The 13,210-nt window shown below is 53.1% G+C and carries 14 protein-coding genes; 6 read left to right on the top strand and 8 right to left on the bottom strand.

From position 1 onward, the window contains the following. The first annotated feature begins 122 nt into the window (after positions 1-122). Both MKY58_RS17965 and MKY58_RS17960 read left to right on the top strand, forming a co-directional pair. Positions 123-1,565 (top strand): HAMP domain-containing sensor histidine kinase, encoded by a 1,443-nt coding sequence (locus MKY58_RS17965; protein WP_339321452.1) that lies wholly within the window; start codon positions 123-125, stop codon positions 1,563-1,565. Then, positions 1,537-2,232, top strand: a complete 696-nt coding sequence (locus tag MKY58_RS17960) for a response regulator transcription factor (protein WP_339321451.1) — start codon at positions 1,537-1,539, stop codon at positions 2,230-2,232. Before MKY58_RS17965 ends, MKY58_RS17960 begins: the two co-directional genes overlap by 29 nt. A 105-nt stretch (positions 2,233-2,337) precedes the next feature. Here MKY58_RS17960 and MKY58_RS17955 read toward each other — a convergent pair whose 3' ends face one another. The 4 genes from MKY58_RS17955 to MKY58_RS17940 all read right to left on the bottom strand — a co-directional run bounded on the left by MKY58_RS17955 (position 2,338) and on the right by MKY58_RS17940 (position 6,026). Continuing rightward, complete coding sequence (locus MKY58_RS17955) at positions 2,338-3,462, bottom strand: peptidylprolyl isomerase (protein WP_339321450.1); 1,125 nt, start codon at positions 3,460-3,462, stop codon at positions 2,338-2,340. Between the two features lie 187 nt (positions 3,463-3,649). Next, positions 3,650-4,660 (bottom strand): stage V sporulation protein AD, encoded by a 1,011-nt coding sequence (spoVAD, locus tag MKY58_RS17950; RefSeq protein ID WP_339321449.1) that lies wholly within the window; start codon positions 4,658-4,660, stop codon positions 3,650-3,652. Between the two features lie 7 nt (positions 4,661-4,667). Next, positions 4,668-5,150 carry a stage V sporulation protein AC gene (gene spoVAC / locus MKY58_RS17945; RefSeq protein WP_339321448.1) on the bottom strand — a complete coding sequence of 161 codons (483 nt, stop codon included), beginning with the start codon at positions 5,148-5,150 and terminating at the stop codon, positions 4,668-4,670. 15 nt (positions 5,151-5,165) lie between these two features. After that, complete coding sequence (locus MKY58_RS17940; RefSeq protein WP_339321447.1) at positions 5,166-6,026, bottom strand: DUF421 domain-containing protein; 861 nt, start codon at positions 6,024-6,026, stop codon at positions 5,166-5,168. Positions 6,027-6,153: 127 nt separating this feature from the next. Here MKY58_RS17940 and MKY58_RS17935 point away from each other — a divergent pair, with 127 nt between their 5' ends. From MKY58_RS17935 to MKY58_RS17925, 3 genes are all read left to right on the top strand, one after another. Beyond that, the gene (locus MKY58_RS17935; RefSeq protein WP_036711707.1) at positions 6,154-6,360 is read left to right on the top strand and encodes a DUF1657 domain-containing protein; all 207 of its coding nucleotides are present in this window, start codon (positions 6,154-6,156) and stop codon (positions 6,358-6,360) included. Between the two features lie 181 nt (positions 6,361-6,541). Beyond that, positions 6,542-7,210, top strand: a complete 669-nt coding sequence (locus MKY58_RS17930) for a phosphatase PAP2 family protein (protein WP_339321446.1) — start codon at positions 6,542-6,544, stop codon at positions 7,208-7,210. A gap of 76 nt (positions 7,211-7,286) precedes the next feature. Next, positions 7,287-8,363, top strand: coding sequence for an AI-2E family transporter (locus MKY58_RS17925; RefSeq protein WP_339321445.1), 1,077 nt, complete (start codon positions 7,287-7,289; stop codon positions 8,361-8,363). 54 nt (positions 8,364-8,417) lie between these two features. Here MKY58_RS17925 and MKY58_RS17920 read toward each other — a convergent pair whose 3' ends face one another. Next, positions 8,418-8,918, bottom strand: coding sequence for a hypothetical protein (locus MKY58_RS17920; protein ID WP_339321444.1), 501 nt, complete (start codon positions 8,916-8,918; stop codon positions 8,418-8,420). A 230-nt stretch (positions 8,919-9,148) separates the two neighbouring features. On the opposite strand from MKY58_RS17920, the gene MKY58_RS17915 reads away from it, so the two are divergent. Next, the gene (locus MKY58_RS17915; protein WP_339321443.1) at positions 9,149-10,198 is read left to right on the top strand and encodes an aromatic acid exporter family protein; all 1,050 of its coding nucleotides are present in this window, start codon (positions 9,149-9,151) and stop codon (positions 10,196-10,198) included. Positions 10,199-10,281: 83 nt separating this feature from the next. Here the strand turns inward: MKY58_RS17915 and MKY58_RS17910 are convergent, their stop codons facing one another. From MKY58_RS17910 to MKY58_RS17900, 3 genes are read right to left on the bottom strand one after another with little or no spacing between them, the layout of a single operon-like run. After that, complete coding sequence (locus tag MKY58_RS17910; RefSeq protein WP_339321442.1) at positions 10,282-11,385, bottom strand: HAMP domain-containing sensor histidine kinase; 1,104 nt, start codon at positions 11,383-11,385, stop codon at positions 10,282-10,284. Then, complete coding sequence (locus MKY58_RS17905) at positions 11,378-12,076, bottom strand: response regulator transcription factor (RefSeq protein WP_339321441.1); 699 nt, start codon at positions 12,074-12,076, stop codon at positions 11,378-11,380. The genes MKY58_RS17910 and MKY58_RS17905 overlap by 8 nt, the downstream gene beginning before the upstream one ends. Before the next feature lie 30 nt (positions 12,077-12,106). Further along, a complete protein-coding gene (locus MKY58_RS17900; RefSeq protein ID WP_339321440.1) occupies positions 12,107-13,042 on the bottom strand; it encodes a D-alanyl-D-alanine carboxypeptidase family protein in 936 nt (311 codons plus the stop codon). Between the last annotated feature and the right edge of the window lie 168 nt (positions 13,043-13,210).

The following is a 13,210-nucleotide window of genomic DNA, read 5'->3' as shown; positions in this document are numbered from 1 at the left end:
GGATTCTACACATTTATAGCCTATACTGGACTCTGGACTTACGATAAAATCCGGCTGCCGAAAATCCGCGAAGGGCTTGCGGGTGCAGCCGGTGGAACGCCTAGAGGGAGCGAATGATGCCAATGAAAAGATGGAACCGGATCGACGTCAAGCTTGGCGCCGTCATGCTGGGCATGTTCGTCGCCGTGCTGCTGCTGCTTGGCGTCGTGATGGGCGGATTGTTTACCAAGTTCACGACGAAACAAAGCCATCACGAAGCGGAAGAGCTTGCGGCTCACGTCGTGCACATGCTGCAAAAGCAATCGGTTGCCGCCAACGATCTGATCGGCACGATGGCCGAATTTTCGAACGTGGACATTTTTTTGCTGCGGGCGGACGGCACGTTTTCCAAGCGGGATGCCGAGTTGATTTCGCAGAGGCAATACCCGGACGGGATTTGGGACCGCCCGAATTTGCTGGCTTCCCGTCAGGTGGAAACGGAATTTTCCGCGAACGGCAAATGGCTGCTGCTGCACGGCAAACCGATGACGGACGAAAACGGCAGGTTCATCGGAGGCGTGTACGTCATCAGCTCGCTGGAGGCGATGAAGCATTCGATCCGCTCGATCCGGACGATGATTGCCCTGACGGGAGCGGGCGCGTTCCTCGTCACGCTGGGCCTTGTGTTCATGCTGTCCAGGAAGCTGTCGCGTCCCCTGCTGCAGATCGAAAGGGCGGCGCGGCGAATTGCCAGGGGAGAACTTGAAACCCGGCTGCCGGTCACGAGGAAAGACGAGATCGGGTCGCTGATCGGGGCCATCAACGATTTGGCCGGAGAACTCCAGCGGTACAGGGATACGAGAAACGAGTTTTTTGCGAACATCTCCCATGAGCTGCGGACGCCGATTACGTACCTTGAGGGGTATGCCGACGTGCTTTCGAAGGGACTCGTTCATGGCGAAGAGGAACAGAGAAAAACGCTCGACATCATCGCCCAAGAAGCGCGCCGCCTGATGGTTCTGATCCGCGAGCTGTTCGATCTGGCGAAACTGGAAGAAGGCCGGATCGACCTTTGTCCCGAATGGGTGGAGGTCAACGGGTTGCTCGACAAAAGCGCGCTGAAGGTAAAGCTTCGGGCGGAAAGCAAGGGCATCGGCATTCATGTCCGCCATCCGCGGAAGGAGCAATATGTCTGGGCCGACGGCAACCGCATGGAGCAAATATTGATCAATCTGCTGGATAATGCCGTCTCCTTTACGACGAAAGGCGAGATTGTGCTCAGCGCCGCAAACGAAGGGAACCGGATCAGGATCGAAGTCAGCGATACCGGACCCGGCATTCCCGCGGAGGAGCTGCCCTACATTTTCGAGCGTTTTTACAGGGTCGAAAAGTCGCGTTCCCGGCAGCACGGCGGGAGCGGCCTCGGCCTTTCCATCGTGAAAAAACTGGCGGAGCTTCAAGGAGGAACGGTCGAGGTTCGCAGCACGCCTGGAACGGGAACCTCGTTCATCCTCACGTTCCCGGCCGGGGACGCCGCTGAAGGGAAAGGAAACGGAAATGGGAAAAGACCGGGTTTTGATCGTTGATGACGAATGGAACATGCGCAATCTCCTGCGCATTTATTTGGAGCAGGCGGGGTTCGGCGTCAGGGAAGCGGCAAGCGGGAGCGAAGCGCTGGACCTGCTGCGGGCCGGCGCATTCGATGCCGTCGTGCTGGACGTCATGATGCCCGACATGGACGGGTGGCAGGTATGCGAGGAGCTGCGGGGGTTTTCCATGGCGCCGGTGCTGATGCTGAGCGCGCGTTCCGATACGAAGGACATCGTGAAGGGGCTGAAAATCGGCGCGGACGATTATTTGCCGAAGCCGTTTCAGCCGGAAGAATTGACGGAACGGCTTCGCGCCTTGATCCGCAGATCGAGGCAGGCCCGGCTCCAGGCCGGGCATGTCCGAAAGCTGGAAATGCCGGGGTTGACCATCTACCCGGAAGGCCGGGAGGTGCTCGTTGAGCATACGCCGCTGGACTTGACGCAAAAGGAATTCGACATTTTGCTGCTGCTGGCGGAAAACGAACATCGCGTCTACTCGCGGGACATGCTGATCGAAAACGTGTGGGGCAACGATTATGCAGGGGATTACCGGGTTGTGGACACCCATGTCAAAAATATCCGCGAAAAGGTCCAGCGCGCCGGACTTTCCTATACGCCGATCCAGACGGTCTGGGGAGTCGGATACCGGTGGCATAGAGGCTGACGCGAGCCGTATGGCAAAATCCCGAAATCTTATCCTGAACGCAAAAAAGGATACGCCAACGCAAAAAAGGATACGCCGCCTGGCGTATCCTTTTTGATGTACCGATTATTTGCTTTCTTCTTTATTGGAAGCTTCCGCTTTTTCCAGGCTGTTCGTAATTTTCGCTTTTGCTTTGATGTCGGCGAGCCAAGTCGGAGCTTTTTGCATGAGCTGCTGGAAGATCAGCTGCTCCTTGATGTCCGCTTTTTTCTCGTCGAGCGTCGCCGCATGGGCTGCTTTATAACCTGTTCTCTTGATGATATGGTAACCGAAGTCGGTCTTGACCACGCCGCTCAGTTCGCCGTCCTTCAGCTTAAACGCCGTATCTTCGAACTCCTTGGCCATTTTGCCGCGAGGGAAGTACCCGAGATCGCCGCCTTGATCCTTGGAGCCCGGATCCGTCGATTTTTCCTTGGCCAGCTTCGCGAAATCCGCGCCGTTTTTCAGCTGCTTCAGGATGTCTTCGGCTTCTTCCTTGGTGGCTACGAGGATATGGGATGCTTTGACCTCTTCAGGCGTGTCGTAGGAAGCTTTGTTTTCTTCGAAATATTTTTTCACGTCTTCGTCGGTGACTTTGACTTCCGGCTCCAGCAGCTTGCGCAGCTTGGCCTGCATTTCCATTTGATCGTTGAAGTCCTCTTCGGACATGCCGCTTTGCATCAACGCCGATTGGAACGTTTCTTCGTCGCCGTATTGTTTTTTGATGAACTCTTTTTCTTTATCGATATCGGCTTGAGCAACCTTGAGGCCTTTTTTGGAAAGCTCCTGGTTCAGAAGCGTTTCCGAGATCAGGTTGTCCAGCGTTTGCGTGCCGCCGACTTTGACCAATGCGCCGTAAAGCTTGTCTTTCGTAATTTTTTCGCCGTTGACCGTTGCGACCGCTTCGCTGCTGCCGCCTTTGGCGAACGGCGGTTTGATCAGCACGACGACCAGCACGATCGCCAGCACCAAGGAAACGACCATCCACAATTTGTTGCCCGAGGCAGGAGCCGGCGTCGGCGGTACGGAACCCGCTTTAGGCGTTTTGGCTGCATGGGCGGAGGCCGGAGCGTCCTTGTCTGTCTTTGCCGGAGCCGGCTTTTCCGCGGCAGGCTTGTCCGAAGACAGCGCGTCCTGCCCTTGGTTTACCCCCGATTGTTCTTCAGGTGTGAGGTTTTCTTCATTCAATGTGTCTTTTTCTTTTTCCGACATTAAATCTAACTCCTCCTTTGATATAACAATAACACTTATGCGTATCACTTTACCAGATTCGGGAGCATTTATCCTTAAGAAGAAATAAATTGTGAACAAAAAATTTTAATGAGGTTTTAAGAAACGGCAAAAAAACATGGCCGTTTTCCGCCATTAGCAGCAAAAACAGCCATGTTTGCCATCCGATTTATTTTTCCCGTTCGATGGACACCGCGTGGGCGATGCACGGGATCGATTCGTTCTGCTGATAAGACAGCGGGGACAGAAGGGCCCCGGTAGCGACGACCAAAATCCGGTTCAGTTCGCCGCGGCGCATCCGGTTCAGCAAATGGCCGTAAGTGACGACCGCCGAGCAGGCGCAGCCGCTCGCTCCGGCTTGCACGTTTTGGGTTTTGTAATCGTAGATCATCATGCCGCAATCCGAGTACGTCGTCTGCTCCATCGGGATGTTATGTTTTTTGAACAAATCGCAGGCGATTTCGTATCCGACCTTCGACAGGTCCCCGGTAACGATAAGGTCGTAATAACCGGGTTCGATCTGAAGATCGCGGAAATGGGCTTGGATCGTGTCGACCGCGGCCGGGGCCATGGCGGCTCCCATGTTAAACGGATCGGTCATGCCCATGTCGACGACGCGTCCGATCGTTGCCGATGTGACGTACGGCCCGTTCCCTTCCCGCCCTAGCACGGCGGCGCCGGCGCCGGTAACGGTAAATTGGGCCGTCGGCGGTTTTTGCGACCCGTATTCGGTCGGATACCTGAACTGCTTTTCGACGCTTGCGTTATGGCTGCAGGTGGCGGCAAGCGTATGTTTCGCCCCGCCGGAGTTGACGACGTAAGCGGCGAGCGCCAGGCTTTCCATCGACGTGGAGCAGGCGCCGAACAGCCCGAAATACGGAATCGCCAGCGTTCGGGCGGCAAAGCTGCTCGAAATGATCTGGTTCATCAGGTCGCCGCCGAAATGGAACTGGATTTGCCCTTCGGTCAATCCGGCATGCTGGATCGCCATTTTGGCCGCTTCCTCAAGGAAGGCCTTTTCGGCTTTCTCCCAGCTGTCCTGCCCGAGATACAGCTCGCTGTGGACGATATCGAAGTCCTCGGCGAGCGGGCCTTGTCCTTCAAAGGGCCCGACGGACGTCGCGGCGGAAAGGATGGAAGGCTTATTGTCAAAAACCCAGCTTTGATGGCCTTTCAGCATGTTCGGTTCAACCTCCTACGATGTTGGGATCAAAGATGATGTGGGCGATGCCGACGGCAAATGCCGCTACCGTGCCGAACACGATCACGGGCCCGGCAACCTTGAAAATGCTCCCGCCTATGCCGAGCACGATTCCGTCCCGGCGGTATTCGATGGCGGCCGAGGCCATCGCATTGGCAAAGCCGGTCACCGGCACGGCCGTGCCCGCCCCGGCCCATTGGGCGATTTTATCGTATACGCCGAGGCTTGTCAGAATGACCGAGATCAGAACCAGCACGCCGACGGTCGGGCTGCCGGCTTCCTTGATGCTGAAACCGCCGAAATGAACGAACAGCTGCTGGATGATTTGTCCCAAAAGGCAGATGAGGCCGCCAACCAGGAAAGCTCTGCATAATTTAATGAAAGCAAATTTGCTCGGCTCGCGTTTTTTGGCCAGGGCTTGATATTCCTGCATGACAGGGGTGAGCTTTTTTTTCTTTTTGCTGACCATGATCTTTTTGTCCTCCTAACGCGTTAATAACGGCTTGACGTCGGAGATGACCTGTTCAAGCTGGTTTGAGCATTGCTCATACAGCGTTTTGGCCTCCGCCCGGTCCGTGGATAATCCGAACATTTCAAGATCCGCCTGGCATTTTTTCAGATTCGCGTACAGCGATGCTTTTTGCTGCGGCTGGGGAACTTTGACCTGATCGTCGAACAAATCGACGTACAGCTGACCGTAGGCATCCACTTGTCCGATAAACACGTTGTCGAGCGAAACCCCGAGTTTTTCAAGCTCCGTATGAAGCCAGCTCCGGTTGAGCCCCCGCGTCGCGAGGGGTTCGTCCATCACCTTGCCGTCGAGAATGACGGTTTGCGGCTCGGATTCGGGCCCGACCTTAATGCCCAGATGCGTCGGCGTAAGCGGCTGGTTTTCCTTTTTGAGGAGAACGTTGATTTCGCCGTTGGGTTCCATGAGGGCAAACTCGACTTCTGCCGCTTTGAAGGCATTTTTGGTCCGGAGCAGCTGCATCAGCTCCTCATTGGACAGCCGCTCTTTTTTGAGATTGTCCTCCATGATTTTGCCGTCTTTGATCAGGACGGTGCTTTTGCTGTCGATGAAATCCCGCGCCTTTTTGCTCTTGAGCTGCAAAAATTCGATGCCTAACGATACGAGCACCCAAACGGTCAATGAGATGACTCCCAAATACCAGGCTTCCTTGACGTTAAGCGAGATTGCCGCCGCCAGATCCCCGATCGTAATCCCCGTAATGTATTCGAAGAAGGAGAGCTGGGAAATCTGCCTCTTGCCGAGCAGCTTGGTTAAACCAAACAATACGATGATCGATGCCAGGGTGCGGACAATGACCTCGACCCATTCCGGCATAACATAACCCCCATTTCAGTCTGAATAACCAAATTATTTGCATCGTTCCTTCATTTTATGAATTTTTTCAATCCATGCAGGTTAGATTATGATTCGTACTTTTGCATTCGAAGGAGGTGTGACCGAGATGACAGTAGCTTCCCAGGTAAAAACGACTCTCGCTTCTCTGAAGAGCGCCCAAGCCAGCTTGGAGACGTTTGCGCTCAGCACGCAAAACCAAGAGGCCAAAAACCTGTTCACCGCTGCCGCGCAGCAAACCCAGCAAATCGTGCAGCAGGTGGAAAGCAGAGTTCAGCAGCTTGAAAACGAAGAACCGCAATACAAAGGATTCTAATCCTTTCCATCCAAAGGGTCTTGTTACATACCGGACTCGACCCCGAAACGAAGCAGCGGCCGATGGCCGTTGCTTCGTTGCATTTTAAGGGACGCTTACGCGTGACAAAAGCATATGGTTTGTGGATAATAATGAAGGGCTGCAAGAAGCCTGATCCAAAAGACGGGAGGAAATTCGTAATATGACATTAAGGCGCGAACGGCTGCGAAAGTTGATTACCGCCGCGTTTATTTTTGCCGTTTTGTTTTTGATCGTGGCCGTTTTGATTGAGACCGGTCACATCGCATGGTTCGACGATGCCGTCATCCGGGCCGTGCAGGGGTTGGAGAACGACGGACTGACGCGCGTCATGAAATGGTTTACCTTTTTAGGGTCCTCGCTGATGGCGGTCATCCTTTCCGTCTTGGCATTCTTTTTCCTGATGGTCGTCCTGAAGCACCGGCGCGAGCTGCTGATGTTTTTGACGGCGGTAGGCGGTTCCGAGCTATGGAACCTGCTTCTGAAGTACGCCATTCAGCGGGACAGACCCAATACGCACCGGTTGATCGAGATTACGGGCTACAGTTTTCCGAGCGGCCATTCGATGGGAGCCTTTTCGCTGTACGGCGCGTTTGCATTTTTGGTGTGGAGGCACATCCCTTTTCTTGCTGGAAGAATCGCCATGATTGCGGCCGGGGTTGCGTTAACGCTCCTGATCGGCATCAGCCGGATCTATTTGGGGGTTCATTACCCGAGCGACGTGCTTGGAGGATTTTTGGCGAGCGCGGCATGGCTGATGGTTTCGATTCTGTTATTCGAAAAATATTGGAGGCATTCAGGAAACTTGCATGGAAAGCCGGGCCTCGCGTAATATGGAAGCATAGAGAACTTTGCAAGCCAAACATGGAGAGAAACTTTAAAGATAAAAGGAGAATGATTGCAAAGCAATGACGTCAATGAAAGAAGTGCTGCAGCTTCCTGCCGTAAAAAGAGGCGTGGTGCTCATCCTGCTCATCCTGTTCATGTACCTGTTCAGAAGCATGATGAACCTGATCCTGATCACCTTCATTCTTACATACCTCGTGAACCGGGTGCATTCTTCCGTGACCCGGCGTTACACGAACCGGATGGGGATCAGCAAAAAAATCGCGCTCATCCTGATCTACGTGCTGTTTGTGGCCGCATTGTCGATCGGGGCTTACATGTATGCGCCCAAGCTGATCGCGGAGCTCAACGGCTTGATCAACCAGGTCATTTATTTTTACAGCAATCCGTTGGTGCTGACGAACAATGAAGTCATGAATTATATTTTGGATTATATCCACAAAATCGATGTTGCGGCCTACATCAAACAGGGGTTTGACATCGTATCGAGCACCATTTCCAACGTAGGAAAGTTCAGCTTGAATTTGGCGCTTGCCATCATCATGAGCTTGTTTTTCATGCTTGAGAAGGAGAAAGTGACAAGTTTCACGGGAAAATTCAGAACAAGCAAATTATCCTATGTATACGACGAGCTGGCCTACTTCGGAAAAAAATTCACGGATTCGTTCGGCAAAGTGATCGAAGTCCAATTTTTGATATCGGTCATCAACGCGGTCTTTTCGACGTTGTTTTTATGGATCATGGGTTTTCCGAATTTGTTTGCGCTCGGGATCATGATCTTCCTGCTAGGACTCATTCCGGTCATGGGCGTGATCGTTTCGCTTATTCCGCTCTGCGCCATCGCCTTCAGCATCGGAGGGCTTCCGAAGGTCATTTACGTCTTGCTGATGGTGGCTGTTCTGCACGCGTTCGAAGCTTACGTCATGAACCCGAAGTTCATGTCCGACAAGACGCATCTTCCGATTTTTTACACGTTTGCGGTGCTGATCGTTTCCGAGCATTTCTTCGGGGTGTGGGGGCTGATCCTCGGCGTGCCGGTGTTCATGTTCCTGCTCGATCTGCTGGATGTGCCGGTCAACAACCACCTCAGGGAACCGCGAAAAACCCGGCAGAAGACGGACGCGAAAAAAAGGGGATAGCAAAACAAAAAATCCTAACGAAGTCCGTTAGGATTTTATTGTGTCGCCAAAAAGTCAAATCGCGGAGTGGGCGGCCGGCAACCGGCGTTCCTGGCTCGGATGGTACTGATGCTGCGTGAAGCGTTTCAGCATGCCCGGAAGCTTTTTCTTCAGCTGCTCCGCCTGCTGGCTCGTCATTTTGCCGTCTTTTACCGCCTTATCGATTTTGGCGCTTTGTACGGCGGCGAGCTTCTGCACGAACACTTCGGCATCCCAGTTCTTTTTCTCTTTGGCGATTTGCTGGAGCGTTTTGCCTTGCTTCCATTCTTTTTTCAAATCGGTTTCGGTCATATCCAGCAGGGTGGCTGCGTCCTTGAACAATACGAATTTGCGGCCGTGGTGCCCGTTGCGTCTGTGATGCTCCCCATCGCGTTTTTCGGTTTCCGTCCCGGGTTTCACCTCGGAGGGCGTTGTCTGCGCCTGGTCCGCCGCCGCTGTATGCCCGAAGGACAAAGCCCCTCCGGCCAAAATGCAGGAAAGGGCTCCTGCCAATATCGTTTTTCTGAACGGGTTCATCTTGTCACCTCTTTGATGTTATGGTCATTCTTTCATAAGACTCTACTTATTATGGGCCTTTTTGGAAAAAACATACTTTCTTTTTTGGAGGCAAGGACCGAGGAAGCGGGCTGCATCATAACCAAAAACATCGGGTAACATTTCGTATAGAGGAAAAATGAAACAGAGACCGGTTTTTTATCGTATAAATCATTCAAATTGCGGATTCAAAATGAGGAGGAGATGAAGCCGTGACATTCGGAGCGCGAATGTTAAAGACGGGAATCGCCGTCACGCTCGCATTATACATCAGCATGTGGCTGCATTTATCCTCGCCGGTCATCGCGGCTGTAGCAGCCATTTTTGCGATGCAGCCGTCCATTTACCGTTCCTGGCGTTATTTTTTGGACCAGCTCCAGACCAATACGCTGGGCGCTGTGTTGGCTCTTATTGCGGGGCTGGTGTTTTCGAACGAACCGATCGCGGTCGGACTGGTATGCATTATCGTCATCATGATTTGTTTGAAGCTCAAAATGGGGGATACGATCGGTTTGACCCTCGTCACGGTCATCGTCGTCATGGAAGCTTCCGGCCAGTGGCAATTTGCTTTGACGCGTTTTTCCCTTAGTTTGATCGGGATCGTGTCGGCGTTTTTGATCAACATCCTGCTGTTCCCGCCGAAGCCGAAAGTGCAGTTTACCGCCCAGATCCAAACGACCTTCGACCAGATGTCGCTTCTGATGCGCACGGCGATTTCCGACGAGATCAAGGAAAACATTTTCCGCGACAAAAAGCGGGCGCTCGAAGATTCCATCAAATCGTTAACGGATAAATATAAGCTGCTCGAAGAAGAGCAGAAGAAGATGAAACGGGCTTCGTTCAGCCAAAACCGCCATCTGGTGGTATACAAGCAAATGCTGAATGCGCTGCGGAAAGGGCGGGAAGTGCTTGATGCGGTGGAGGAGCATTATTTCCAATCGGAACGTTCGGAGGAAACCGATGTTTTGTTCGATACGCAGCTTGAAAAGCTGATCAAACTCCATGAGCACGTGCTGCTGAAATTCGAGGATAATTTGAAGCCGAACAGCGTGGAGGCTAGCCTGCTGCTTCAGGAAAGCGAGGAGTTCGTCAAGGAAGTTCTGAAGTATTCCGCCGAGCAGCCGGAAAGCCGGCTGCGCCTGTCGATCGTCGCGTCGACGATGTACGATTACGGGTATCAATTGGAGCGTCTGAACCGTCTCGTGGAGCATTATCATAAATCGGACGATGAAGCGTTGTGGTTGTCATGGCTGAAAAAATAAGACGAATGCGACCTATAGGAAAGAGGCTGTCTAACGGGGAAAAAATTCCCCAAGACAAGCCTCTTTTTCAATGAAACGGCCGTTTATCCGGATTGAAGCGGGAGCCGGGCGATAAATTCGGTCTGCTGCGGATTGCTGACGGCGATGATGCTGCCTTCATGCAGCTCGATGATGCTTTTGACGATGGCCAGTCCGAGGCCCGCGCCGCCCGTATCCAGTGAACGGGATTTTTCCACGCGGTAAAACCGGTCGAAAATGTACGGCAGATCCATCGAAGGGATCGGTGCGCCGAAGTTGACGATTCGCACGACGGCCAGATCGTTTTCCTTTGCGGCGTGAATTTCGATTCTTTTGCCGTCTTTGCCGTAGCGGATCGCATTGGTGATCAGGTTCTCGAAGGCCTGCATCAACTTATCGCCGTCGCCGTGGACGATCAGTTTCTCCTGCGGCGGATACCATTCGATCTCCATCTTATGGTTCCGAACCTGCAGCGTAAATTCGGCCGTCAATTGCCCAACCAGCTGCACCAGGTCGATGGAGGTGCGGTTGAGCGGAATTTGGCCGAAGCCCATGCGGGTATAATCGAACAGGTCGTTGACGAGCCGGTTCATGCGCTTCGATTTTTCATACGCGATATTGACGTAATAACGAAGCTCGACCTCGTCTTTGTATTTATCCTCCTCGATGAGCCGCAAATAACCGATGATCGACGTCAGCGGCGTCCGCAAATCATGGGAAACGTTGGTGATCAGCTCGTTTTTCGCCTGCGTCGCCATCCGCTCCTCCTGAAGGGAGAGCTGCAGCTGCTTTGCCATCGCGTTGATCTGGTCCGCAAGCAGGCCGATCTCGTCCTTGGAGCGCACCGGAATGCGCTCGCCCAGATCGCCGTCGGCCATTTTTTTCACCCCGCGGATGATGCGGGTGAACTTTCGCGTGGTTCCCCAGCTTAGCAGCATGACGTAAAAGATAAAAAGAAAAAGGACTATAACCGACTGCCAAAGCGAAAAGCCGACGTACTTGTTCAAGCCGATGATCCGAATCACGATCGGGTACAGCTGATGAAAATAGCGGTGGTATACGGCGTCTAGAACCTCTACGAGCACAAAAAGCGTGGCAAACGTCAGACCAAGGCTGAAAAAGAACAGCAGGATGATCTTCCACTGCAGTTTATTAAAGAAACTATGCATCGATTTTATAACCTACTCCCCACACGGTTTGAATCAGCTTGTAGCCGAGCTCCTTCTCCAGCTTGTCCCGCAGATTGCTGATGTGAACCATGACCGTATTGTTGGATACATAATATTTTTCTTTCCAGACCCGCTGGAAAATTTCCTCTGCGCTGAACACCCGCCCCGGATGCGAAGCAAGCAGGCTCAAAATGTCGAATTCCCTTCCGGTCAGCTGGATGTCGTTGCCGTCGGCGATGACGCGGTGCGTGCTGCGGTTGATTTCGACGTCCTGGATGCGCAGGACGGCGTCATCCTGGCTGCGCGTGTCCGTGTTGTATTGAAAGGTGCGGCGCAGGAGGGTTTTGACCCGAACGGTCAATTCCAGCGGATTAAAGGGCTTGATCATATAATCGTCGGCCCCGGTCATGAGGCCGAGAATTTTGTCCATGTCCTCCGTTTTGGCGCTGAGCATCAGGATCGGGATGACGGAGGCGGTGTCCCGTACCTGCCGGCAAACCTCCAGTCCGTTCATTTTCGGCATCATGACGTCGAGGATGACCAGATCGAACGGCTCGTTCGGATCGTTCAGCAGTTTCAGCGCTTCCTCGCCGTCATGGGCGCAGCGGATGTTAAACCCTTCGTTTTTCAAATAAATAGAGATCAAATTCGCGATTTCTTTGTCGTCGTCCACGACCAATATATTCCTCATTCCATGATCCTCCAAGTCAACAATTCACGATTATTCTGCTGATGCAAACCATCTCCCGACCACGGGAATGCCGCCGCCCTCAAAGGCATAATTGAACATTTTGGCGGCGTCCTCAAACCGTTTTCCGGCATCGGGCGCTCCCATGACGACGGCGACGAACCGCTTTCCGTCCCGTTCGGCCGTTCCCGTAAAGCAGTAGCCGGCCCTTTGGGTATACCCCGTTTTAAAGCCGTCGTTGCCGCCGTAAGCAAAAGCCTCGCCCGGAAGCATGGCGTTGGTCGTATGAAGCGTCATGCGTTTCTCGGGAATATGCAGCTCCGTTTTGGCGGTAACGTCCAAAATCTCCGGATAAGTCCGGATCAGATAACGCGTCAGGATGGCCAAATCCTTGGCCGTCATCATCGTTTCCCGTTCCGAAGCCGCCGATTTGAACGGGCGCAAATCCTGCGAAGATAACCCTGTCGCGTTGCCGAACACGGTTTGCCCCGATAATCCGATCTCCCGGGCCGTTTCGTTCATGAGCTTCACGAATTCCTGCTCGCTTCCGCTGATATGCTCCGCGAGGGCAATGGCGGCATCGTTGGCGGAATGGATGGCCATCGCCTCGAACATGGTCCGTAGCGGAAGCGATTCCCCGGGCTTAAGTCCGACCTCCGCCCCGGTCACGTTGGCGGCATACCGGCTGGCCGTGACGGTTTCGTTCCAGGAATGGCGCCCTTCCTTGATGTTTTTCAGCACCAGCAGTTCCGTCATCATTTTCGACATGCTTGCAGGCGGCAGTGCCGCCGATGCGTTATGTTCATAATATACCTTTCCGGTCTTCACATCCATAAGCACGGACGCGGATGCGTCGATTTTGAACGTAGGAAACCGAATGGATGACGCCGAAGCGGCCAGCGCCGCCAAAAACAGCAGCGACAGCGCAAGCACGTGTTTTTTCTTTTTTCTCTTACGAATAACCTTCATTTTCACTCTACCCCGCTTAACTATGTATTTCACAAATTTATTATTTCCATCTTATCCGCGACAGTTTAAGCACCGGCTAAGAAAATCTTAAGAATTTTAAAGAATTGATTTTTGCTTCCGGGCGGATGTATGATGATGAGAATTGGTCGTTACGATGGATTGAGGTTT

The sequence above is a fragment of the Paenibacillus sp. FSL W8-0194 genome, assembly GCF_037969745.1.
In the GTDB taxonomy this organism is placed as follows: Bacteria; Bacillota; Bacilli; order Paenibacillales; family Paenibacillaceae; genus Paenibacillus_AQ; species Paenibacillus_AQ cookii.
The sequence above is the reverse complement of the archived record's forward strand: the minus strand, read 5'-3'. Positions and strand labels throughout refer to the sequence as shown.

Excerpts from the sequence above, each read along its gene's own strand:
- MKY58_RS17935 (WP_036711707.1), top strand. The coding sequence starts at position 6,154 with ATGACAGTAGCTTCCCAGGTAAAAACGACTCTCGCTTCTCTGAAGAGC.
- MKY58_RS17920 (WP_339321444.1), bottom strand. The coding sequence starts at position 8,918 with ATGAACCCGTTCAGAAAAACGATATTGGCAGGAGCCCTTTCCTGCATT.
- MKY58_RS17905 (WP_339321441.1), bottom strand. The coding sequence starts at position 12,076 with ATGAGGAATATATTGGTCGTGGACGACGACAAAGAAATCGCGAATTTG.
- MKY58_RS17965 (WP_339321452.1), top strand. The coding sequence starts at position 123 with ATGAAAAGATGGAACCGGATCGACGTCAAGCTTGGCGCCGTCATGCTG.
- MKY58_RS17930 (WP_339321446.1), top strand. The coding sequence starts at position 6,542 with ATGACATTAAGGCGCGAACGGCTGCGAAAGTTGATTACCGCCGCGTTT.
- MKY58_RS17900 (WP_339321440.1), bottom strand. The coding sequence starts at position 13,042 with ATGAAGGTTATTCGTAAGAGAAAAAAGAAAAAACACGTGCTTGCGCTG.
- MKY58_RS17955 (WP_339321450.1), bottom strand. The coding sequence starts at position 3,462 with ATGTCGGAAAAAGAAAAAGACACATTGAATGAAGAAAACCTCACACCT.
- MKY58_RS17925 (WP_339321445.1), top strand. The coding sequence starts at position 7,287 with ATGACGTCAATGAAAGAAGTGCTGCAGCTTCCTGCCGTAAAAAGAGGC.
- MKY58_RS17940 (WP_339321447.1), bottom strand. The coding sequence starts at position 6,026 with ATGCCGGAATGGGTCGAGGTCATTGTCCGCACCCTGGCATCGATCATC.
- spoVAC (WP_339321448.1), bottom strand. The coding sequence starts at position 5,150 with ATGGTCAGCAAAAAGAAAAAAAAGCTCACCCCTGTCATGCAGGAATAT.
- MKY58_RS17960 (WP_339321451.1), top strand. The coding sequence starts at position 1,537 with ATGGGAAAAGACCGGGTTTTGATCGTTGATGACGAATGGAACATGCGC.
- MKY58_RS17910 (WP_339321442.1), bottom strand. The coding sequence starts at position 11,385 with ATGCATAGTTTCTTTAATAAACTGCAGTGGAAGATCATCCTGCTGTTC.
- spoVAD (WP_339321449.1), bottom strand. The coding sequence starts at position 4,660 with ATGCTGAAAGGCCATCAAAGCTGGGTTTTTGACAATAAGCCTTCCATC.